Source organism: Brevundimonas sp. GCM10030266, from assembly GCF_042666595.1.
Classification (GTDB): domain Bacteria; phylum Pseudomonadota; class Alphaproteobacteria; order Caulobacterales; family Caulobacteraceae; genus Brevundimonas.
The window spans coordinates 1-22,488 of record NZ_JBHTCY010000007.1; the positions used below are offsets into that span (position 1 = coordinate 1).

21 protein-coding genes are annotated in these 22,488 nt (G+C 64.9%); 14 read left to right on the forward strand and 7 right to left on the reverse strand.

The features are described from left to right. The first annotated feature begins 225 nt into the window (after positions 1-225). Positions 226-477: a DUF6894 family protein gene (locus ACFQQC_RS18245; protein WP_376863965.1), complete on the forward strand. Its 252-nt coding sequence runs from the start codon at positions 226-228 to the stop codon at positions 475-477. 26 nt (positions 478-503) lie between these two features. Here the strand turns inward: ACFQQC_RS18245 and ACFQQC_RS18250 are convergent, their stop codons facing one another. Then, a complete protein-coding gene (locus tag ACFQQC_RS18250; RefSeq protein ID WP_376863966.1) occupies positions 504-1,292 on the reverse strand; it encodes a Crp/Fnr family transcriptional regulator in 789 nt (262 codons plus the stop codon). A gap of 59 nt (positions 1,293-1,351) precedes the next feature. Here ACFQQC_RS18250 and ACFQQC_RS18255 point away from each other — a divergent pair, with 59 nt between their 5' ends. Further along, positions 1,352-1,576, forward strand: a complete 225-nt coding sequence (locus ACFQQC_RS18255; RefSeq protein WP_376863967.1) for a hypothetical protein — start codon at positions 1,352-1,354, stop codon at positions 1,574-1,576. Between the two features lie 399 nt (positions 1,577-1,975). Here ACFQQC_RS18255 and ACFQQC_RS18260 read toward each other — a convergent pair whose 3' ends face one another. Next, complete coding sequence (locus tag ACFQQC_RS18260; RefSeq protein ID WP_376863968.1) at positions 1,976-4,453, reverse strand: PAS domain-containing protein; 2,478 nt, start codon at positions 4,451-4,453, stop codon at positions 1,976-1,978. A gap of 337 nt (positions 4,454-4,790) precedes the next feature. On the opposite strand from ACFQQC_RS18260, the gene ACFQQC_RS18265 reads away from it, so the two are divergent. Beyond that, positions 4,791-5,846 carry a sensor histidine kinase gene (locus tag ACFQQC_RS18265; protein WP_376863969.1) on the forward strand — a complete coding sequence of 352 codons (1,056 nt, stop codon included), beginning with the start codon at positions 4,791-4,793 and terminating at the stop codon, positions 5,844-5,846. Positions 5,847-6,315: 469 nt separating this feature from the next. Here ACFQQC_RS18265 and ACFQQC_RS18270 read toward each other — a convergent pair whose 3' ends face one another. Beyond that, positions 6,316-7,440, reverse strand: a complete 1,125-nt coding sequence (locus ACFQQC_RS18270) for a helix-turn-helix transcriptional regulator (protein ID WP_376863970.1) — start codon at positions 7,438-7,440, stop codon at positions 6,316-6,318. Between the two features lie 77 nt (positions 7,441-7,517). Between ACFQQC_RS18270 and ACFQQC_RS18275 the strand changes: the two genes are divergently transcribed. The 3 genes from ACFQQC_RS18275 (at position 7,518) to ACFQQC_RS18285 (ending at position 10,162) form a co-directional block, all read left to right on the forward strand. Further along, positions 7,518-8,318 carry a hypothetical protein gene (locus ACFQQC_RS18275; protein WP_376863971.1) on the forward strand — a complete coding sequence of 267 codons (801 nt, stop codon included), beginning with the start codon at positions 7,518-7,520 and terminating at the stop codon, positions 8,316-8,318. Between the two features lie 247 nt (positions 8,319-8,565). Further along, on the forward strand, positions 8,566-9,291 hold the full coding sequence (locus ACFQQC_RS18280; protein WP_376863972.1) for a hypothetical protein: 726 nt from the start codon (positions 8,566-8,568) through the stop codon (positions 9,289-9,291). A 733-nt stretch (positions 9,292-10,024) separates the two neighbouring features. After that, entirely contained in the window at positions 10,025-10,162 is a 138-nt protein-coding gene (locus tag ACFQQC_RS18285; RefSeq protein WP_376863973.1) for a hypothetical protein, read from the forward strand. Between the two features lie 339 nt (positions 10,163-10,501). On the opposite strand, the gene ACFQQC_RS18290 is transcribed toward ACFQQC_RS18285, so the two are convergent. Next, complete coding sequence (locus tag ACFQQC_RS18290) at positions 10,502-10,738, reverse strand: hypothetical protein (RefSeq protein WP_376863974.1); 237 nt, start codon at positions 10,736-10,738, stop codon at positions 10,502-10,504. A gap of 782 nt (positions 10,739-11,520) precedes the next feature. On the opposite strand from ACFQQC_RS18290, the gene ACFQQC_RS18295 reads away from it, so the two are divergent. Next, positions 11,521-11,817: a DUF736 domain-containing protein gene (locus tag ACFQQC_RS18295; RefSeq protein WP_376863975.1), complete on the forward strand. Its 297-nt coding sequence runs from the start codon at positions 11,521-11,523 to the stop codon at positions 11,815-11,817. A 110-nt stretch (positions 11,818-11,927) separates the two neighbouring features. Here ACFQQC_RS18295 and ACFQQC_RS18300 read toward each other — a convergent pair whose 3' ends face one another. Beyond that, positions 11,928-14,009 carry a peptidase domain-containing ABC transporter gene (locus ACFQQC_RS18300; protein WP_376863976.1) on the reverse strand — a complete coding sequence of 694 codons (2,082 nt, stop codon included), beginning with the start codon at positions 14,007-14,009 and terminating at the stop codon, positions 11,928-11,930. After that, positions 14,006-15,415 carry an HlyD family secretion protein gene (locus ACFQQC_RS18305; protein ID WP_376863977.1) on the reverse strand — a complete coding sequence of 470 codons (1,410 nt, stop codon included), beginning with the start codon at positions 15,413-15,415 and terminating at the stop codon, positions 14,006-14,008. The genes ACFQQC_RS18300 and ACFQQC_RS18305 overlap by 4 nt, the downstream gene beginning before the upstream one ends. Positions 15,416-16,098: 683 nt before the next feature. Between ACFQQC_RS18305 and ACFQQC_RS18310 the strand changes: the two genes are divergently transcribed. From ACFQQC_RS18310 to ACFQQC_RS18340, 7 genes are all read left to right on the forward strand, one after another. Further along, positions 16,099-16,314: a hypothetical protein gene (locus ACFQQC_RS18310; RefSeq protein ID WP_376863978.1), complete on the forward strand. Its 216-nt coding sequence runs from the start codon at positions 16,099-16,101 to the stop codon at positions 16,312-16,314. Positions 16,315-16,325: 11 nt separating this feature from the next. Beyond that, complete coding sequence (locus ACFQQC_RS18315) at positions 16,326-17,483, forward strand: hypothetical protein (RefSeq protein ID WP_376863979.1); 1,158 nt, start codon at positions 16,326-16,328, stop codon at positions 17,481-17,483. A gap of 88 nt (positions 17,484-17,571) precedes the next feature. Further along, a complete protein-coding gene (locus ACFQQC_RS18320) occupies positions 17,572-18,300 on the forward strand; it encodes a hypothetical protein (protein WP_376863980.1) in 729 nt (242 codons plus the stop codon). Between the two features lie 163 nt (positions 18,301-18,463). Continuing rightward, positions 18,464-18,985 carry a plasmid mobilization relaxosome protein MobC gene (gene mobC / locus ACFQQC_RS18325; RefSeq protein WP_376863981.1) on the forward strand — a complete coding sequence of 174 codons (522 nt, stop codon included), beginning with the start codon at positions 18,464-18,466 and terminating at the stop codon, positions 18,983-18,985. Next, the gene (locus ACFQQC_RS18330) at positions 18,982-19,977 is read left to right on the forward strand and encodes a relaxase/mobilization nuclease domain-containing protein (protein WP_376863982.1); all 996 of its coding nucleotides are present in this window, start codon (positions 18,982-18,984) and stop codon (positions 19,975-19,977) included. The genes mobC and ACFQQC_RS18330 overlap by 4 nt, the downstream gene beginning before the upstream one ends. Positions 19,978-20,055: 78 nt before the next feature. Next, positions 20,056-20,649: a DUF6088 family protein gene (locus ACFQQC_RS18335; protein WP_376863983.1), complete on the forward strand. Its 594-nt coding sequence runs from the start codon at positions 20,056-20,058 to the stop codon at positions 20,647-20,649. Then, a complete protein-coding gene (locus tag ACFQQC_RS18340) occupies positions 20,642-21,658 on the forward strand; it encodes a nucleotidyl transferase AbiEii/AbiGii toxin family protein (protein ID WP_376863984.1) in 1,017 nt (338 codons plus the stop codon). Before ACFQQC_RS18335 ends, ACFQQC_RS18340 begins: the two co-directional genes overlap by 8 nt. A 336-nt stretch (positions 21,659-21,994) precedes the next feature. Here the strand turns inward: ACFQQC_RS18340 and ACFQQC_RS18345 are convergent, their stop codons facing one another. Further along, positions 21,995-22,468 (reverse strand): LPD7 domain-containing protein, encoded by a 474-nt coding sequence (locus ACFQQC_RS18345; protein WP_376863985.1) that lies wholly within the window; start codon positions 22,466-22,468, stop codon positions 21,995-21,997. Positions 22,469-22,488 lie beyond the last annotated feature (20 nt).

The window sequence follows — 22,488 nt, forward strand, 5'->3', positions numbered from 1 at the left end:
GAGTGAGTCCGCAAATGGTCGGGAGACGAAGTTCGCCTAAGGGTGGAAAGCGGACATCAAACCTGCGACCCAGACGCCTTTGAGGACAAGGTGCGGCGGGTGGCTACCGCGCCGAAGGTCGAGTCAGAAATTCCCGAAAATTGATCCATGTTGTCACGGCATAGCGGCGTTTTGTGGCAGGGACCATCACGCTTGCAGCATCTAGCTCCGAGTCTAGAGCCCAATATGCCCCGCTTCTTCTTCGATATCGCCGACGGTCCTGATTACATCGACGAAGAGGGTGTCGTGCTTGAGGGGCTGAACGCGGCCCGAATCGAGGCGGTGCGCCTCTCAGGCGAGCTGCTCAACAGCTACCCGGACAGGTTCTGGAGCGTGGGCGACTGGAGCTGCACGGTGAAGGACAACAAGGGGCTTATCCTCTTCGTCCTGCACTTCTACGCCCAAGAGGCTTCTGCGCTGCAAGGAGCCCGGCCCTAAGCCGGCTTCCAGGCGCCAAACCTATATCATGCTGACTCTCTCGCCCCTCGCTCCCTGGCACGGGGCGTCTGATGGTCGATGTGGAGATAACGCCCGTCGAATCCGCCGATTTCTTTGAGGCGTGTCCACGACTCGAAGGCGATACCTCGCACCTTTCGAACAATCAGGCCCTCCGCGGCGAGAACCTTCAGGATGCGGTTGATATGGACCGTGGTCAGGCCCGTGGTGTCCGCGAGTTGTTCCTGGGACATGGGGAGCAAATACCCCTCCGGCCGCGTCAGTCCGGACCGATCCAGTCTCATCGCAAACTCGCAGAGGAGGTGGGCGATCCTGGTGCGGGCGTCACGCCGACCAACATTCAACACCCACTCCCTGAAGATCGAAGCCTCGATCAACGTAGCCCGAAAAATTGCTTCCGCCAGGTCAGAGTGGGCCGTCATCAAGCGCTGTAGGTGTTTATGGTCTATGTAAGCGACCTCTCCATCCGTGAGCATCCTTAGGCTGTGATCAGCCGTCACCAGCGCTAGCTGCTGAAGGTCAAGCGCTTCGCCCGGATTGTGAAGGGAGACGATCTGACGCTTGCCTGTGACCGTCTCTTTCTGGCGGTAGGCAAAACCATCGACCAGAACCGCGCAGGCGACCGGCGTGTCGTCTTCGCGAAGGATGTAGTTCCCGGCCTCCACGGCGACCGTATGAAAGGGTAGCGCCAAGACTGCGTCTTTCGCCTCCGCGCCTAGCTTTGAGTGAAGTTCGAGCTGACGCAGGAATAGTCTCAGGGGGTGACGTTCAGCGCTGGAAGGAGGAACCGTGGCCATTCAGGACTCGTTAGCCGCCTCGTAGTGAACAACATATGTTGCGAGAAGGCGTAGCGCGTATGACCTACTTCTGTTTCGTTGAGTCCGAAATTCTTTCAGTCCCCCACATGGAGCCGTTGGCGGCTTGCAGCCTGGAAGAGGCGAAGCTGGAGGCCAAAGCGTTGCTAGAGCAGCACGCCAGCGGGTTTGCGGCCCATATATTCAAGGATGACAAGCGCGTGGCGAGTATCCGCCAAGGTGACGCCTGCGGGCTGGAGCGTTCAAAACAGCCGCCCTTTGACTGATCAGCCGCTCGAGGTGCGTCTGGAAGATCCTGCTGCGGGAGCGACCTCGCGATGACGCCACGAGGAGGGAAGGCCCATAGAGTACCTAGTGCCGGACGACAGAGGATTGGAAGGGAATGTCCGCCATGGGTCGACAGGCGACAGTCGCCTGCCGGTGGAACGCGGACGCTGCGTGCCGAACGGCGCGCGATGATTGCGGCATGTGCACCGGCATCAAGGACTGGGCAGGAGTGAAGCGGGCTGTCGCTGAGGCGGTAGCGCTCGACCGGCGAGTAATGCGACATCGGTCTTCGGCAATCTGGCTATTTGCCGGCCACATTCAGAAGTCTCGTCGACCTTTCTCGTCGCACTTGCCAAGCTATTGGCCTACCTTCAGTTGACGGCGATCTGCCGCCCAGGTCAGGTGGGAGCGCCTTCAGGTTTCCGCACGAGCTCCGATAGCTTTGCTGCCAACTCGGACTGTCGAAATGGCTTCGTCAGGCGTGCGAGGTTTGGGTCGACCCCTTCCGCGTCTGCGTAGCCGGAGATCAGCAGCACCGCCAGATCCGGCCTCCGCTGGCGCGCCTCGTGAGCGAGTTCGGTGCCCGTCATCACAGGCATGAGGTGATCCGACACAATCGCGTCGATTCCAGGCTGCTGCTCGAGCAGTCTGAGCGCCTCATGGGCGGAGGCCGCCTCGATGACCTGATAGTTCAGGTCAGTCAGCATGTCCGCTGTGGTGGCGCGCACGAGTGCTTCATCGTCAACAAGCAGCACAAGACCTGATCCGCGAGCGGTCGACGGTGGAAGGCTATCCTTGGGCACCCCCGCCTCTCCGGCCGACACAGGCAACCAGACCTTGATCGTCGTGCCGGTGCCGACTGTGCTTTGTATACGGAGCGCGCCGCCGAGTTGGGCGGCGAGGCCGTGGACCATCGACAAACCGAGGCCGGTGCCGCGCCCCACCCCCTTGGTGGAAAAGAAGGGCTCCGTCGCTTGCATCAGCGTTTCTTCGTCCATGCCGGTCCCCGTGTCGGTCACACAGAGGCGCAGATAGGTTCCGGGTTTTAGGCCGTCGGGGTTGCCTGAGGGCACCGCATCACCCGACAATGCAATGGTCAGGGTTCCCCCGTCGGGCATCGCGTCGCGCGCGTTGACCGCCAGATTGAGCAGCGCCATTTCCAGCTGATTGTGGTCTGCGACTGCCGGGGGAAGGTCAGCGGGCACATCGAGGACGGTTCTCACCCGGGGACCCAGGGTGGTCGCTAGGAGTTCCTCAATCCCCCGCACCAAGGTGCTCACATCGACCGGTTGAGGCTGGAGGGGCTGGCGTCGGGCGAAGGCTAGCAGGCGCTGCACCAACGTCTTGGCCCGCTCTGCCGACTGAAGCGCTCCGTCGATCATCCGGTGGGCGCGGGCATCCCCCAGACCGCGGCGCTGGATCATGTCCAAGCTGCCGATAATGGGCGTCAGCAGGTTGTTGAAATCGTGAGCGACGCCTCCCGTGAGCTGCCCCATGGCATCCATCTTCTGGCTTTGCCGCAATGCCTCGCGCGCATGTAGCAACTCGGACTCACGCGTCAGCCGCTCGGTGACGTCGTAGACGAACTGGTAGGCGCCTATGGTTTGACCTTCTGCGTCCCGCAGCACGTTGAACTTCATTTCGTAGTACCGACGATCCCGCTCGTGATCCCCAAACTCGTCGATCAGGGTGAAGCCCTCGCCTGCCAGTGCCCGGGCCCAGACCGCCTTGACGGCGGCTTGTTCATCCGGGCGGTCGGCCAGTATCTCAAGCATCGACATGCCTGCCGACGGCCGGACTCCGAAAATCCGCTCAAATTCGGCGGCGCTGGCTTGGTTGATGGCGAGCCAGCGATAGTCGAGATCAGCCACTTGAATGAAGGCATCGGTGGTATCGAACACTTCCGCCAGCACGCGTCGCTCAGCCAACGCTTCGGCCACACGGCTCTCGAGCGTCACGTTCAGTTCGCGGAGGCGCCTGTCATTCTCTTCCAGAGCCAGCTGCGCTGTCCGGATCTCCGTGACATCGTGGCCCTCGCAGAAGATGCCCGTCACCCGCCCCGCTTCGTCGAGTACAGGTTCGTAGATGAAGTCCAGAGTCCGCTCTGTCTCGGGGTGATCCGGATGAAGTCTGAACCGGGCTGATACACCGCTGGCAATGTAACGTTCGCCGGTCGCGTAGACTCGGTCCAGCCAATCAAAAAAGTCTTGTCCGATCAGATCCGGGAAGGCCTCCCGGACAGTCTTGCCGATGTAGGAACGGTCGCCGAACAACTTCACGTATGCGTCGTTCACGAACTCGAACACGTGGTCTGGCTCACGCAGGATGGTAATGAAGCCAGGAGCCTGCTGGAAGAGCCGTCGCTGCCGTGCGATCAGCTCGGCCTCTTTGCGATCAGAGAGGACTTGAGCGGTCGTTTCCGTGCAGGCGCAGAAGAAACCGGCGACAAGACCTTCGGTATCCCGGATCGGCGTGTAGGAGAATGCGAAGTGAGCCTCCTCGAGGTATCCACGCCGGAGCATGTGAAGCTCAATATCAGCCATGTGAACCGGTTGCCCGGCGTAGGCTCGCTGCACTATCGGGATGAGGTCTGATTTGATCTCGGACCACACTTCGAGGAACGGCCGACCCATCGCAGCCGGATGCTTTGCGGCAAGGATCTCGCTGTAGGCGTCGTTGTAAATGAGGGCGCCGTCCGGGCCCCACACCACGAACATCGGCTGAATTGAACCCAGAACGATGCTGACCAACGTCTGGAGCTGTTGCGGCCAGGCGTCTGGAACGCCGACCGACGATGTGGACCAATCAAAGCGGTCCATCAACGCGCCGGCCTCTCCGCCATGCCGGAAGCTCTGTTCCATCGAGTGCGTAGACATCAATCCCCCAAGGCTCCTGACCCGCTTCATTGCGTTTGGTTCGCACGGAACCCGACGCCTCGACCACAGCGCAGCTTCACGCACTCGGTTCCTCACAGCAGTGTCCCATCCAGTTCATTAGCGACCCGCGGCCACTGGCGGTCGAGTTGACGGCAGATGCCGCCGAGATCTCGGGGTTGCGACTGCTGGACGCTGCCGATAAGGCGCGCAGATAGCACTGACTATCTAAAGCCGGGCATCTCATTTAGGCTGAGCAATAATCGGACTTCCGGTAACCGAAAGCTTCTACGTGAACGCCCCAATATCGGATTTGATCAGAGAAAATGAACCGCAGCGCATGGCCGCCGTGCGCCGTTACGATATTCTCGACACCCCGCCGGACGGAGCGTTCGACCGGATCACCGCGATGGCTGCCCGGCGGTTCGCCGTTCCCATCTCAATCGTCAGTATCGTCGACGAAGACCGTATCTGGTTTAAGTCGCACCACGGCTTGCGGATCAGCCAGATTGATCGGAAGCCGGGGCTGTGCGCCTCTGCTGTCTTGGGCAACGCGGCCCATGTGGTCACCGATGCTAGCGTTGATCCCCGCACACTGGCCAATCCATTGGTGGCAGGTGACTTCGGCCTGAGATTTTACGCCGGCGTGCCTCTCACCACTTCAGACGGTTACAATCTCGGGACCTTGTGCGTAATCGATTTCGAAGCGCGGCCGGTGGAGCAAAGCCAGCTCGACGATCTGACTGAACTTGCGTCGATTGTGATGGATCAACTCGAACTTCGATTGTCGGCCCGGAAGGCGATCCAACAAGCAGGGCTGATGGCGCGTGAGATAGATCACCGCGTTATGAACAGCCTACAGTTCGTTTCCACCCTGCTAAAAATGCAAAGCAAGTCCGTCGTGATCACGGACGTGGCGAGCGAACTGAAAATCGCAGCTCAACGGATCGAAGCCGTCGCTCAGGTCCATCGACATTTCTATTCGAGAGAGGGCACCAGTGGTGCTTGCCTGGCCTTTCTGCAGCGCCTCTGTTCGGACCTGTCTGATGTGTTGGATACGCCCGTTCGAGTATCCGGAGAGGAAACGTCGGTCCCCGAAGACTGGGTCCAGCCGATTGGCCTGATCATCAATGAGCTCGTCACCAACGCTGCCAAACATGGGGCGGGTATCGTTCAAGTGGATTGCCGCCCTGCGGGAGGGAATATCGCGTTGACGGTGACTGACGATGGCCCCGGACTTCCCAAGGGATTCGAAATCGAAGCTGCGACACAGAGTTTGGGGATGCGTGTTGTGACCGGTCTCGTTAGCCAGCTAGGCGGCCAAGTCCAAGCCTCAGGTCACGACGAGAGCAACGGCGCTAGGTTCAGTGTCGTCCTCCCGCCCCCGCCTCAATAAGCCGGTCTGTTCAAGAACCCGCGGCTTTCACCAGAGGCATCCGAGGCGCTACCGCCCCCAGGATCTCGAACGTCCTGTATGGGTCGGACATGGTCTTCCGCATAGGGCCCAAAAACAGACCTTCCCAGCCCGTCTGAATGTCGCGTTTTCGGCGTGCCGCCAATGTCTGATCCTGGCGCAGGCCTGACGCGACGGGAGTAAAATCAGCAGGGCAGGGAGGCCATCTCCTGGGAGGTTAGCCATGCGCCAGTCTGACCTTTTCATCATACCTAGGCGACCTTGGAACGCGGGTTCTCATCGGGCCCAAAGCCCCGCTGAAGCCGAAGCACATCTGGGCAGGGCGTCGGACCGTCCGCATTCGGCGACAAGCAAATGTCCGCTCCTAGCGCGCAATTGCCCTGGCGACGCCAGCCTGAACGTCCGACCCGTCAGGCGCGGCGGTTGCGAGCTATGGAAATAACTCCAGTCTTCATCTTAATGCGCCCATGAAGGCGGCAAAGGAAAGCTGATTGCGCACGCCGGTCTTGGCGTAGACGTTCCGCACGTGGACCCGAACCGTGCCGACCGCGATCCCCAGACGCTCTGCCGTTTCCTTGGGCGACAGGCCAGCGAGGAGGTCTCTCGTGACCGCTTCTTCCGCCGGTGTAAAATCCATGACCTGCGCGCCCAGCCGCGCCAGACGCGCGGCCCCTCGGGTCGCGTCAAGCTCACGCGCCACCACCAGGGCTACTGAACCACCCCAGAGGTCTGAAGCGGCCGGAGGAACCGGGATGGTCTCGACGACCATAGGACGCTCGCCCCGAGGGTCGTGCACGATGATTGGATGCGCTGCATCCGCGCCGCCGCCAGCACAGGCGCGCCTTATCGCTTCGGACAAGCCGATTGCGGCTTTTCGCGTGCGCGCCGTCAGGCGGCCAGAAGTCAGCATCAGCCTGTCACCGGCAACCAGCAAGTTTTCGCCCTGCGGTGAGCAGGTGAGCACCTTTCCGTCCGGGCCGCAGGCGAAGGCCGTTTGCGTCATCTGGTCCAGCGTAGAGATGAGCCGATCGAGTGCATTCGATCTCAGCATCTCCTGCATCTTCATCGCGAGCCGAACGCGCTGCCCCAAGGCCGTGAACAGTCGCTTGCCTTCCGCGCTCAGCCCGCCCGCCGACGCGCCCCGTGTGACGCTGAGCGTGACTGTCAGATCAGGCGAGCGGACCAGCGGGATCGCGCAGATATAAGAATAATCACGGCGGCGAAGAAAATCCCCGTAAGCAGGATGGCTCAGGCTGTCGCCCTCGGTATCGAAATCATTTTCGTCCAGCAGCGTCATGACCGGCATGGTCGCGCACGCACGGCGGCGCGAGTTGACGCGAAGATCGGCAACGCCAGCCTCGACGAGCTCCTGCGCCTCCTCCGCGTCAGCAACCGTGGTCCAATATGGGGAGGCTTGGCTGGTTGCTCCGATGCCAACCAGCTGGCTGACCTTTGACCCGGTGAGGTCCCGCACCAGCGTCAGCGCGGTGGGCCAGGACTCAAATCCCGCTCCCGCGGCGTCAATGGCCTCGAAGGCATTGTTGAGACGGTCAGACAGGCCACTGGCTCGATACACTTGATCACTCCTGAGCGGTCAGCGCCGACCCTGAAAGACGCTGCTCTGGTCAAGCGGGCATATACCTAATCTTGCATATGACATCGATCGGCGAAGCTTTCATCACTTCCTTCGGCAGCTCCCTGGCCGGACTGCATGACCGTCGAAGCGGAGGAGCGATGTCGAACAGTCGTGGGATCGCGATGGCCGCGATGGGTCCGGTAGGGGCCCTGCTCGGAGCTATTGGCAGGACGGGCAGCAACTACGAAGTGGCGGATGCTGCGCAGCTCAACGTCTTTACCAAATCAGGAACGGTGACTGCCGTGCAGGGCCGTACCGTGCAGTCGACGACCACGCAGTATTCATCGGGCAGCGTGAACACGAACTTTGGCGGGCGTGTCACGAGCGTGACCCCTGCCACCGCCCATGTCCAAACTTCCTCGACCCACCTCCAGCGGTTCTTCGTGCGGGAAGACGATGGCAGCGAGTTCGACGTCGAGCTGCCCGACGTGTCGTTCGGCGTGCGCGAAGGCCAGCGTCTCACCCTCGTTTGCGCCGGTCGCATAGGCGAGACCGGCGCCCCCGTCGCGCTGATCAACCATGACACCGGTCGGCACGAGATTTTCCCGCGCCGTGTTGATTGGCTCTACAGACGGCCATCCGGCTTCCTGCGCTTCGCCATGCTCCTGTCGCTCCCTGTCGCGCTCTGGGTGATCGCCGCCTTCGGTTTCAACGTGCTCTCATGGCGGCCCATCATCTACGGCTTTGTCATTGGCGGCGGTGTGCTCGCCTGGCGGTATTGGGCCGCGAGCCGACTGCGTGCAGCCATCCTCGAAAAACTGAATGCAGCAGTCGCCACTGCAATCAGAAGCACGAAAGAGGCCAGCCGTGCGGCATAAAGCAGTCAAGACGCGGCGAGACCGTGCCCCTGCCGCGATCGTCATAATCGCCGCCTTGGCGGCGACAGCCTGCGGATCGGAAACGTCGGCCGCATCGGCCGAACGCGATGCAGCCGAAACATCGGCCAACGTCGCATCCATTCAGCCCGCACCAAGGGCGCAAACGGCAACCGCAGGTCCCGTTTTGCCGATCGAGCGAGGTGTCTACGCTGAAGCATCACGGGGCTGCGGGCGCGCCACGGAGGTTATGTTCTACGACGGGGCGAGCGTTGGCGAGATTCAGACCAACGAGGAGTGGGACGGTAATGATGGCCCCAGTTCGGGCGCCGATCTCATCGCCCGCGTCGGACCTCCCCGGCGAGCGCCCGATCGAGATTTTGCGGCCGCCAGCCGTGGCTTCACGTTGGGGTGGAGCGCCGACGGCGACATGGGGGATTTTCCGACCATCGCCCTGCGCCCTGCCGGGCCTGGAATGTTTGTGCGGCTTGTGATGGGCGGCAATTCCATCACCTCCTATGATGAAGTCCCCTATCAGAAATGCAGCTTCACGCAGCTATCCGCCAACATGCAGGTAGCCGTTCGATCGCAGCGGCCACAACTGGCAGAGGGAACAGCCGCTGCCAGCCGCGTTGGCGCTCCGGCATCCCTTCCACCCCCTGTTGCCCCATTCAGTATCCGTCCCGGCCACTACGTGCCGGTTCAAGCCGCCTGCGGCACGACGAGCGAGATGATCTTCTACTACGACGGCCGCCGCGCGGGATGGATCGACCTGTCGCCTTTCAACGCGAACCGCATGGAGTCGGTCGCAAGCGCGCGACGGCGCGGTGCGGATTGGGTGGTCGATGCCACGACGGGTGAAACCCTGCACGTGCAGGGGGCGGACAGGATCACCGTTGGCGATCCCAATACCGGCGTCGAGACGATGCGGTGGTGCCCGGCCGCCGAGGTGCGCGCCTCGGCGCGGGCGCGATAGGCTAACCGAAGCGACAACGCCATGCCGTTCGCCAACGTGGATCACCGCATCCACGGAGACTTCAGGAAGTTGCGCGCGCGAAACCGGGTGCGCAGGCGTCGGACCGACTTTGGTTTGGTCGTGGTCGGGGTACCAGCGGCGGTGCTATGAACATTGACCAATAATCGCCGTGATCCGGTGCCGCGTTCGGGCCACTGTCGGAGGTCGAGAACAAGCTTCCTTGATCGTACGCTCAGAATCGCGGGCGTGATGCTCATTACACGGCCGTGTTGCCTCTTGAGGTTAGGTCGGCAATGGATCGAGAGCGGACCTCGGCCTTGTGGGAGGAACGCCTGCTTTCCGCCTGGCGCAGAAAGTCCGCTCCTGGCGCATTCAAGCCAGCGAGAGAACTGGGTTCTGACAAACCGCCTCCTGAGCGGTGAGCCTGCTTAAACAAGGCGGATTCGCGATGGTCCGGGGCGGACGGAGCCTACCGCCACCATGTCCGTAAAAACATTCGCGGAGCGCATCCGAACCCGGGGGTAGACGCCTCTTACGGCCAAGGTCGTCGCAACGGGACGGCACCTATTCGGAAAATCGCTATGAAGATCCTCCCCCTGCTCACCGCCGTTGTGTGGGCCGTAGGTTCCCCATTCGCCCACGCCGGTTCGGACGATCAGGCGGCGGCGGATATCGAGGCCTTCATTCGTCGGACGATGGCGGACCTAACAACTATCCTTGGGGCGCGCGCGAGTTGCACGTCGAAGATCACGACGGCAACGTCATCCGCTTTGGGTCTGACGCGACGGACGAGCCGATTGGCGAATGGCTGGACATCGAGGGCGTGAGTTGGACCTATAGCCCGGATGGAACCTGGAACCGGATCGGCTGACTGCGTCCCCACGCCGCTGGCTCTGGCTGCTTGAAATTGGTTTGGCGTCCGCTGACCTCAATCGCCTGAACACCTTCCGAGAGCGCCGAACTCCAGCGCGATGCAACGAGCGGGACCGTGTCGACATCGTCGGCCCGTGTCCTGGGCGATATCCCCGTCCGACGCTGGAAGCGAACCCGCGTCCTCGACTGCTTTGGGCATCCTGCTCTTTGGCTGTCGCAGCGGTGTTGTCGCTGAATGAATAGAAGACGGTATGCTGATCCGGCTTAAACGCCTGCTCTGCCGCCATGTCTGGGGCTGGAACGAACGCCACCAGTGCGAAGTAGTCGCCTTGCAGCCTTAGTGAAGCACCTCACCGCCCATTGGATCGACCTGCCGCAACTGACCGGCCGCGTCCTGGACGAACACTTCAACCCGTGCGCCTTTGTCGATCAGCGTCGTCGCCCGAACGAGCGCGGATTCGATCGCGTCGACGCTGTAATCGAACTGGCCGAAGCTCTGCCCGTCGCGAAGGACGCGCCAATCGCCGTCGCCGCGGATCACCGTGAATTGGATGGTTTCAGGATGTGTCGCCAAGGGATTTCTCCTTCCCTCGCCGCCCGAGAGCGCGGACGGTCAACATCAATCTATCGACTTCTCGGGGCAGGTTCAAACAATGACCCTGCGCCATCGGCTTGACGACAGCTCATCCCGTTGCCGAGATGGCGACATGGGCAAGTATGGTCCCAGACATCGGGCGACGCCGAAACCGAAACCGCGCCGCAGAAGCAGGCTTGGTTCTCGGCGCATTTCGAGGCCGAAGTTGATCTGAAATCAGAGGCGGTGAGGTTCGTCCGCAGAGCGGATGATCCAGCGTAGGCAGGACGCGCTGGTGATTGCTGGACCGGATCTTCGGCGCGTCGTTGGCGGTGCTCTACGTCTGGACCAGCCGGTTGAAATCGTGGCGGTCATCGCGGCCGCGAGGATCGCCGGCCGATTCTTCTCTGAGTCTAGGCATAGAGGGCGGCATGCTTTGGGCGAAGGCAGGATGTCGATCACCGGACAGCCGCCCGTTGCCGGATGACCGAGGCGCCGAGGGGGCGGCTCTCCTGTATCGGGCTCAGCCTTGCGCGGCCTCTCAATGGGCTTGATCTGACCGAAAGCCGGTCGCCTTCCGCAACCGGGCGGAGCGAGTTTCTTCCCCGGCCTGTCGGCCTCCTCGCGCAAGCCAAGAAACGCGCTCCGTCCGGTCCTTCGCGTGCGCTTCGGGGTCCCTCCCGCCTGCGGCGCTCCGACCTGCGGGTCGCCCGTCTCCCGGTCCGCCGATCGCCATCGAGGCCGCGGCAGGCGTGGCCCGAGATCAGCAAGGAGAGACGACCATGGCCACCATCGGCACCTTCACCCAGCAAGCGGACGGCAGCTACAACGGTTCGATCAAGACCCTGACCCTCAACGTCAAGGCGGCCCAGCTGCGGGCCAACGAGAAGACCGACGACAAGGCTCCCGACTTCCGCATCTTCTCCGGCCAGACCGAGTTCGGCGCCGCCTGGAAGAAGACCAGCCAGCAGAACCGCGAGTACCTGTCGGTCAAGCTCGACGATCCCAGCTTCCCCGCGCCGATCTACGCCTCCTTGGTCGAGATGGAGGGCGGACACAGTCTCATCTGGTCCCGCTGACAGGGCTGTGGCGGCGCGGAGACCGCGCCGCCCCTTCTTCCTTCATTCGGATTTTATGCATGTCGACCGCCGCCCGCTGGGGAACTCGCGTCGTACGATGATGACGAGGCTTACCGGAGCCGGACCGGTTGCCCGTCGGACATCGTGTAGACGCTGTCGGCGGCGTCGATGAGCGCGGGACGATGGGCCACGATGATGCGCGTCACCGGCAGGGCCTGGATAACTTTCACGATCCGAGCCTCCGACTCGGGATCCAGGTTCGCCGTCCCTTCGTCCAGGATCAACACCTTGGGTCGGCGATAGAGCGCTCGGGCGAGCAGCAACCGCTGGTGCTGCCCCGCCGACAGGGTCGAGCCCATATCGCCGACCGAGGTCCGATATCCCATGGGCAGGCTCATGATGTGGTCGTCGATGTCGGCGGCCCGGGCCGCCTCGCGGACGCGTTCAAAATCAGCCGAACGGTCGAAGAAGGCGATGTTCTCGCTCAAGGTGCCGGAGAACAGGCGGTCGTTCTGCATGACGGCCGCCGCGTCGGCCCGCCACGCGCTTACGATCGGTCCCGACAGCGGCCGGCCGCCGACTAGGACATCGCCGCCCGTCGGCTGGAGGAGGCCCAGGATGATGCGGACGATGGTGGACTTTCCCGACCCGGACCGGCCGGTCAGCGCCACGAAGCTCCCGTCCTCGATGACCAGATCCGCCTCGCGCAGGACATCGGGCTCCCCGGCGCCATAGCGGAAAGAGACCTGCCGCAAGGCGATGGAATGGGAGCCGACCGGAGCGGCCGCCGGCCCGTCCCAACCCACATCGAGGGGCGAATGAATGATATCCGCCAGGCGGCCGAGGTGGACCCTGAGCAGACGAAACTGGACGAACTGGACGAAGAAGCCGTTGAGATGACCTGTCAGAATCTGGCTGTAGGCGACGAGGGCGGCGATCGCGCCCACGGTCAGTCGGCCTCCGAGGACCTCCTGCACGCCGATCAGGATCACCGCCAGCCCCTGGACCGCCATGATCACTTCCTGGACGAAGCGCAAAGACAGCGAATAGCGGCCCAACCGGATAGACTGGTTGACGACGTTGACGTAGCGCCCTTCCCAGGCGCCGACCCGGTCCGCTTCCTTGGCAAAGAGCTTGATGGTCGAGGCGGAGCGGATGGACTCCATCATGTGCGACTGCTCGGAGGCCGTCGCGGCGATCGCTTCCTCCTGAACCACGCGCATGCGCCCGGACACGACAAGGTTGATCGCGAACAGCAGACCCGAGGCGATCAGGATCACGGCGCAGGCCGGAAGGCTGTAGACAGCGATGGTCACGATCAGGATGAGGCCGAGCCCGACGTCGATCAGCCCGGACGCGAACCCTTCGGTCATCGTGGCCTGCAGCGTGCGGGCCGACCCCATTCGGCTCATGATGTCGCCGACATGCCGGGTCTCGAAATAGGCCGGAGGCAGCCTCAGCAGTCGGCTGAAGAGCCGTTTGAGCATCTGAAAGTTTAGGAGGTTGCTGTAGTAGAGCAGCGTCCATCCGCGTGCGGCTTCGGCGAACGCCTTGATCAGGAAGACGCCCCCGAACGCCATCGCCAGGGCGAACAGAACGCCATTGTCCCCTTGTCCCGTCGCGCGGTCGACAGCGATCTGGAGGAACAGGGGCGCGGCCAAGGCCAGGACCTGAACGAGCAAGGACAGGCCGATCACCTGGGCGACCGCGGCTCCGCCGCCTCGGATGGGTCCCCAGGCGTCGCGCAAAGAGACATGCGCAGTCGTGGACTGCGGTGCGAAATCCTCGCGCGGCTCCAACTCAAGGGCGACGCCGTCGTAGGATCCGCCGAGCGCGGCGAGGGGAATGCGACGCACGCCCGAGACCGGATCGTGGATGATCGCGTGTCGTCCAGCGACCCTCTTGAGCACCACGAAGTGGCGCGCGTTCCAGTGCAGTATTGCGGGCGTCTTCAGGTAACCGATATCCTCGGGGGGCGCCCGCACAGCCCTGGTCTGCAGTCCAAGTTCGCCCGCGAACTCGATCAGATCAGAGAGCCGGGAGCCCGCCATGGACACCGGGAACCGGCCGCGCATCCCGGCCAGATTCACATCGTGACCATGGTAGCTCGCGATCATGGTCAGGCAGGCTAGGCCGCATTCCGATCCCGCCGCTTGAAGAACGACCGGAAGAGGGCGGGAGGACCGGATCATCGCGCGCCTCCGGACGTCCCTGCGGAACCGTCGAGCGCCTGCAGAACCAGTCTCCAAAGCGGCGCCCGTTCGGTCCGGACGATGGCGGCCGCTTCCATGCCGGGGTTGAGGGCGACGCCGCGCGCGGCGAGATCGGCCCGTGACCGCGTGAGGCGCACCGTCGCGACGTAGACGCGGTCCCGGCCGCCGTCGCCTGGACGAGGGTCAGGCACCGGCGCGCCGCTGACAGCGCTCACGGTCCCAAGGACCTGTCCGTATCGCTGACGCGGGAAGTCGGCGAACCGGACCTCGACGGGCGTGCCGACGGAGACGTGCCGTCTCGCTTGCGGGGTCAGGTAGATCTCCAGTTCGAACGCCGACGCGCCCGTGCTCAGAAAGACCAATGGCGCCTGCGCGTCGACCTGGGCGCCGACGCGCGCGGCCACGTGGGACACGACGCCGCTGATCGGCGCGCGAAGGGACTCCTCGCCCTCGACCCCCGCCTGGGTCAGCCGGCCTCTCAGTTCCGAGAGCGTGGCATCGATCAGCGCCAGTTCGCCTTCGGCTTCGGCCTCTATGGCGGATGCCTGAGCAGCCGCGCGCATCACCGACGACGTCGCGGCGGCCAGCCGCGCCTCGGCCGTTTCGAACTCCTGCGCCGCCAGAAGCAACATTTCGTTGCGCCGGTTGAGCTCAAGACGGGAGGAATAGCCGCGCTCCACCAGGGACTGGATCTGGGCGACCTGGTTCTCCACCAACTCCCGACGCTGCAGCGCCAGGGCGCGAAGTCGCTCGGCGCTCGCGACCTCGAGCCGAGCCGCTGCGGTGGCCGCTTGCGCCTCGGCGCGCCGGCCCTCGAAAGCCGCCTCCAGTCGATCCTTTCGGAGCGTGAGCGAAGCGAGTTGTTGATCCAGCGCCTGCCCAAGAACGCCGGCGAGACTCTCGCCTGTCGAAGTGCTCCGATCGCCGGACACCTCAAGCAAAACCTGACCGGGGCGAACGCTCTGACCGTTGCGGACATGGACTTGCGTGACGACTCCAGAGCTGCGGCTGGCCAGTTCGATCTCGCCTCCGGCGGGGACCACCTTGCCCTCAAGGCGCACGGTGGTGTCCAGAGACACGAAGACGAGCGAGAAAACCGCGACCGCGATACCCAGACCCAGAATGGTTCCGTAGGTGCGCAGACCCGGGGGGCGGGCGAGGACAATTTCTCCAAGCCACGGCTGTGCCGACTGGCGGGCCGTCTCATGACCTTTGGGCGGCTCTCTGGGCGAAGCGAGGCTCACGTCGATCCCGCGACGAACGGGGCCTTGTCGCTGCGACGAGGCGGCGTTGAAGACGGCGAGCGTGGTTGAGCCAAGCCTTACCCCTGTGGTCGGTGTCTCCCGGACCACCTCACGATAGTCTCGCTGCGCGAAGGCGTTCAACCTCCGGCCTCTGGTGTGGACCGATGCTCGCCACCCGAGCACATTGGCGGCGCGGTGTCGCGCGTGTTAATCTACAACGGCTGGGCCGAGGATTTCTGCAATGATCATCACGTTGGTCCTGATCGCCGGCGTTGGAGGTCTGGAACCTCCCGGGACCGAGCCGCCGGCTCCCGTCCGATCGCTTCAAGTGAGGCCCGTCATGCCAGAACGACGTCCGGTGATGCGGCCGCCCGAGATCTATGTCAACGGCCCGGAGGACCTCCTGCCGCCTCATGAACCGGAGCCTCATGAACCGGAGCCTCATGAACCGGTGCCGGCTCCCGTACCGGAACGACGTCCAGTAATGCGGCCGCCCGAAATCTACGTCAGCGGCCCGGAGGACCTCCTGCCGCCCCCTGAACCGGCGCCCGACACGGGGACGCGACCAGACGCCGCAGCTCCCGCGGTGCCGACGGCTCCGTCTCCCGACCGCCGACCTCCCGCGCCCGACGCGGTTCAAGAAGACAGCGGCGATCCCGTTGATCCGAAACCGGAAGCGACCCGACGTGGGCCCGTCGGCGACTGATCCGGGTCGCGACGCCTGCATCCCTCAGGTTGCGGTTACATTCGCGTGAGCTTGGTATCTTTCGACAGATCGCGATGGTAGCGTCACGGCGTTTTTACAGCCTTGGAGGGACCTTGTTATGAGTGCTCTGAGTCGCGTATTCGCCTGGCATATCGCTCCTGGCGTTCAGGATGTGCGAGCGCCGCTTCCGGAACTGACGCCCGACGAAGTCCGCGCCATCGGCGGCGGCAACGACCACGTCATCATGTACGATTCCGACGGCTGCAGCACCTACACCCAGTCGGCCTCCGCGGGTCCCAACGGGCCCGCTTGGTGGGATGAATTGGACGTCTGAGTCCGCCGGACGTGAAAGTCCTCATCGACACCATACCCTTCGATGAACACGCAGCCGCCATCCGGTGGCTGCTTGAGCAGCGGGGGCATTCGGTGGACTTCCTGTTCCGATCCGACTTCCCGGCGTCGCAGTCGATCTCGCTGCGCGCCGGGAAGGACGGTTGCGAGGCTTGGGCGCCGGCGGTCTCGGCCGGGCCTTTGAGAGGCTATGACGCCGGCGTCATGCGCCGCCATCGCGGTCCCACGATCTCCTCGAGCATCGCCGACATAGATCGCCTGTTCGCCCTGCGTCAGGCCCGGATCGTCGACGCCGCCCTGAACGCCTTCATCGACACGAGCGGATGGTGGGTCAATCCGGTCGCGGGCGCCGGGACCTACGCCAGCAAACCCCTCCAATTGAAGTGTGCGGTCGATGTCGGGTTCGATGTTCCCGAAACCCTGATCTCCAATGATCCGGCGGCGATCCTCGCATTCGTGAAGGATGCGCCTGGCGAAGTCATCTCCAAGCCGCTCCAGCCAGCGGCCTGGAATACAGCCCGGCAGACCCGGCTGACCTTCACCGCCAAGATTTCAGAGGCGCTGGTCGCCGAGCATCTGGAGAGCCTCGCGCTGACTCCGGCGATCTTCCAGCACTATGTCGCCAAGGCCGCCGAGGTGCGCGCGGTGTTCATGGGGCGAACCTGCTACGCGGTGGAGGTGGCCTCGGGGACATCCGAGGAAGTCACCGACTGGCGGCTCTGCTACACCGATGGTCGGGGGTTGAAATTGCGGCCGGTGCAACTCCCCGCCGAGGTTTATGACCGGGCGCTGGCGTTCATGGATCGCATCGGCCTGGTCTTTGGAAGCTTCGACTTCTGCGTCGGCCGCGACGGCCGCTACATGTTCCTCGAGGTCAATCCGATGGGCCAGTTTCTCTGGCTCGAAAAGGAGCCGAGCGTTCCGCCGCTCCTGAGCGCCTTCTGCGACTTTCTGGAGGCGGGCGACCCCCATTTCGAGGCTGGCCCCGCGCCCCGGGACGCCTTCCGATTCAGCGACGCGCGCGTGACGCCGCGCTTCGCCGAGATCTTTGCGTCGTATGATGACCACCGGGCGGAGAATAATGGCTGCTTCACCTACTCTGACGACGACTGGTCCGCGGATGTCCAGGAAGCGCGCTCTGTCATGGCCTAGCCTCGCCGGCGCCCTTTTCGCCTGGCTGCTTCTCACCCAGTCTGCGGTCGCCCGGCCCTGCACGCCCATCGAGGGCGCGAGCGCCCTGGTGTCTGACAGGTCGGTCCAGTATCTGATCGTTGGCGACTACCACGGCACCTCGGAAATCCCGGTCTTCTTCGCCGATCTGATCTGCGCGGCGCTCGAGGAAGGTCGCTCGGTGAACGCCGTCCTGGAGTGGCCGGCGACCGCCACCTCCGCGATCGAAACCTACCTCGCCTCCGCTGGAGCGCAGCAGGATCGCCTTGCCCTGGTGTCGGCCCTGGGGGCCTCGACCGATGGCCGCATGAGCATCGCCATGCTCGACCTGGCTGACGGCTTGCGCGGACTTCGCGCCGAGGGACGGACGATCCGGGTCAGTGCGATCCAGCCGTCCGAGGTCGAGGCCGGCGGTCAGGAAGTCGCGATGGCGGCCCTGCTGCAGGCCGCCTCACAGGCCCATCCGGACGATCTCAACCTCGTGCTCGTGGGGAACGTCCACGCCATGAAGGCGCCCAATCCCCGGATGCCCGACTTGAGGCCGATGGCGGCCTTCCTGCCTGCCGCCAACACGATCACCATCAACACCGTCGGGTATTTCGGCGAGGCCTGGAACTGCCGGGGGACGCCCGGAAGCGAAGCGCCGGTCTGTCAGGCCTGGCCGCTTCGCCCCGGTGAACCCGGACCGCGACGCATCGAGCTGACGCCGGGCGACTCCTTGTTCGACGGTCGCTATTCCGTCGGCCGTCCCTTCACCGCGTCCAGACCTGAAGTCGGGGAAAATCCCGCGGATCGATAAGGCACGCCGCCTAGCTGGGGCGCCCTTCAGGGCGGCGGGCGAGCGGCCGGCTTTGGTCGCCGAGGGGAGGGCGGGCGGCACCGAAGGCCTACGGGGCGAAGGTGATGACGGTCTAGGGCAGGATAGGCTTTGCGCCGGCAATGTCTGACAGACCCGCTCTCCGATGGACCGCATCACCCTTCGCCTCTCGCCCGATCTGACCCGCCGGTTCGACGCCGCCGCGGCCGGTCAGGGCGGACGCTCGCGGCTGTTGCGGCGGCTCATGGAAGGCGCCGCCCAAGCGCCCCGGCCGGCGCCGGAGGAAGGGCCGCCCATGGCCAGGTCGGGCAAGCTGACCCTGCGCCTGGACGAGGCCGACCTGCGTCTCCTGGAGGTCGAGGCGGCCGCGACGGGCCTGTCCCGAACCCAATGGAGTGTGGCGCTCATTCGCCGCCGGCTGCACGATCGGCCGCAGTTCAGCCGGCCCGAAGCTCTGGCTCTGATCGAGGTGCGTCGCGAGCTCAGGCGGATAGGCGTGAACGTCAACCAGATTGCACGGGCCCTGAACACCGCCGTGATGGACGGCGCGGTGCTGGATCTGGAGCTGGCTCAACTCGGCGCCTTCCAGGCGGAAATCTCGGCTTGGGTCGACGCGCTCGGCGAGGCCTTCGAGGGCAATCTCGCCTACTGGGCGCCGGCCTCGTGACGGACTTCCGGTCATCACGCGGGTTCGAGGAGGTGCTGCGGCCGCCCGTCGATATCCGTCGCGCCCGGATCACGCCCGCGGTGCTGCGGCCGGCTCGAGGGAGCGGCGGCGACCCATCCGCCCGGTTCGCGCGGGTGGCGCGGCGAGCGCCCGAGGTGATGGTGAAGATCACCGGCCGGACCCGGAACGGCGTCCATCTGAAAGCGCATCTGGACTACATCAGCCGCAACGGCGCCCTGGTGCTGGAGGGTCCCGATGGGGAACGGCTGGAAGGCCTTGGACAGGTGCGGAATCTGGCGCGCGACTGGGCCGAGGAGTTTGCGCTCGAGCCGGGGCGCAGACGGGACGCTTCGATCAGCCTGTCGATTGTGCTGAGCATGCCGGCCGGAACCGACGCCGTCCGCCTGCATGACGCGGCGAGAGCCTTCGCGGCCGAGACATTCGGCGAACGCTTTCCCTATGTCTTCGCCCTGCATGACGAGGGCCGGCACCCGCATGTCCATCTGACGGTGCGACGGCTCGGGCGGGACGGCGAGCGGCTGAATCCGCGCAAGGCGGACCTGCAGGCCTGGCGAGAAGGGTACGCCCGCGCTCTTCGTGACCGATCCGTCGAGGCCGAGGCGACGTCACGGCGGACGCGGGGCGTGACCCACAAGGCCGAACGCCTCCCGGTGCGCAAGATGCGTGAGCGGTTCGCGGCGGGGCAGGGGCCGTTGCCCGAGGTGCTCGCCGCCGCCTATCGGGCGGCGCTCTCCACGGGCGGAGGCGAAGCGCCTTGGCTGGAGGCGATCCGGACGCGTGAACTGGCCATCCGGCGTGTCCTGGTAGCCGAGGCCCTGCGTCTGTCGCGGTCGGAGCGGGCCGGGGATCGCGCCCTCGCCGCGCTGGTGGAGCGGTTCGTGCGGGAGCGACCGGCGCCGATGACGCGGGATCAGGCGCTGCGACAGAGAGGCGAGACTCAGCGGGACCCCGGTCGGACCCGTGACCGCTAGGTACGCCTTCATCGAAGTCGCGCCGTCGTGTTTGCGAAGTGTCAGAAGTCGTCCTATATTTCTGACACTGAGGTTATCATGCAAGTACTCGCCGATCAGATCATGGAGCGCGCCTCGACGCTGCCGGAGGGCGCGCCGATCGCCGCCAAGTCGCTGTTGCACCTGGGCACCCGCGCGGCGGTGGACCAGGCCTTGTCGCGGCTGGTTCGCCGGGGCCGGCTCATGCGCGCGGGTCGCGGCGTCTATATGCGCCCGCTCGAAAGCCGGTTCGGCTCCCGCGCCCCGTCTGTCGAGACCGTGGTGCGCGCCGTGAGCGAGCAGCGCGGCGAGGTCGTCGCCTCCAATGGCGCTGCGGCGGCCAACGCCCTGGGCCTGACCACCCAGGTGCCGATCCGGATGGTCTATCTGACCAACGGGAGAAGCCGCACCTTCAGCGTCGGCAAGCAGATGGTGGAGTTCCAGCACGCCCCCGCATGGCAGCTCCTCCTGGCCGATCGTCCGGCCGGCGAGGCGGTTCGCGCCCTGGCCTGGCTGGGGCCGGAGAAGGCCGGAATGGCGCTCGAAACCCTGAAGCGAAAGCTGGGGCCTTCGGCGTTCGGCGAACTCGTGTCCGTCGGACCGCGTCTGCCGAGCTGGCTGGCGCGCTCGGTCAGCCAGGCGGCGCATGTTTGACGTCTTCCTGCACCTCTCCGCTGAGGACCGGGTCGACGCCCTCGCGACGGCGGCGGCCGAGTCCGGACGTCCCGCCCATCTGCTGGAGAAGGACGTCTGGGTCGTCTGGGCGCTTCGGGCCCTGTTCGAGGTGCCGCTGGGCGAAGGGCTCGTGTTCAAGGGCGGCACCTCCCTGTCCAAGGCGTATGACGTCATTCAGCGGTTCTCCGAAGACATCGACCTGACCTACGACATCCGCCGGCTTCTCCCGGACTTGGCGGGCGCGGCCGAGGACCCTGTTCCGGAGACGCGCGCCGAGGAGCGGCGTTGGACCCGCGAGGTCGAGCGGCTGTTGCCGCTGTGGGTCGAGGGCGAGGTTCGGCCGATGCTCGAAGCGCGTCTGGCCGCGGACGGCGTCGCCGCCGCGATCCGGATCGAGGGCGCCAAGGCCTTCATCGACTATGCCCCGACGAGCACGGGAACAGGCTATGTCTCGCCCAGCGTCATGCTTGAGTTCGGCGCCCGCGCGACGGGCGAGCCGAGCGCGCCGCGCCCGGTGGTCTGCGATGCGGCCGCCCATCTGGCAGGCGTCGAGTTCCCGACCGCCATGCCGCGCGTGATGGCGGCCGAGCGAACCTTCTGGGAGAAGGCCACCGCCGCCCACGTCTACTGCGCGCAGGGCCGACTGCGGGGAGACCGTTTCTCTCGCCATTGGCATGACCTGGCCCGTCTGGACGCCGCCGGCTTCGCCGAGACCGCGATCGCGGATCGCGCCGTGGCCGAGGCGGTCGCGCGGCACAAGGCCATGTTCTTCCGCGCGACCGCCGACGGCGAGGAGATCGACTACGGTCGGGCGATCGCCGGCGGCTTGCGGCTGAAACCGGAAGGCGCGTCCCTGGAGGCCCTCGGAGACGACTATCGCCGGATGGTCGAGGACGGCCTGCTTGAGGCGGACGCCGAGCCGTTCGAGGCCTTGATGGCGGCCTGCGCGGATCTCGCCCGACGCGCCAACGCCGGGGCGGCGGCCTGACGTTCAACTACGCCAGGGTCGAGCAAGAGCCGATCCTTTAAGGCCGTTTGGGCCAGAGCCTTCAGGGTAGATCGACCCGTTCGACCGCGACCCAATGGCCCCTGCGCTTCTCCACGATGAACCAGGCCTCCGGTTCGTCGAAATGGGGCATGTGACCGTCCTTGAACCAGATCCAGGGTCTCGAACGGGATCCGGGCCGCACGAAGTAGGACCGGCGCGGCCCCGCTGTTTGCCACTCGACGAGGACTTTCTTTCGGACAGGCATGATAAGAACAAAGAACGAACATTGAGTCCGGTCAATCGGCATTGTCCGATATCAACAGATCTGTCGTTCGGTCACCGGGTTCGGGTTCGCTGCTCGCGGACCTGCTCCGGTTGGGGAGCCCGCTCGGCGGCCCGGGCCACGGCGCGGGCCATCAGCCGGGCTTGCGCGGCCGGATCGGCGATGAGCGCGCGCACCACGACGGCGGCGCGGTCGAGCCGCGCGCCGAGGTCTGGCGAGGCCTGGCGGCGCGGCTCGCCGGCGGCCTGCCGATCGCGCTCGCGCGGTCGATGGCCCTGCACCTCCATCCCCAGGGCCTGGGCCTGGATCCAGACCTCGCGTCGGAAGGCGGGATCGCCGGACACCCGAATTTGGTCCCAGCCGCGATGGCGAGCGATCTTGAGCATGTCGATGACGGCGTCCGGATAGGCCTGATTTGAGACGAGCGAGCGGCCGCGATCGCGGAACATCGGCTCGGCCGCGCGATGATCGCGAAAGAAGCGTTCGGGCCGTCCCCGCAGGTCGCGCTCGACCAGATAGCGGTCCATCACCGTATCGGGCACGTCGC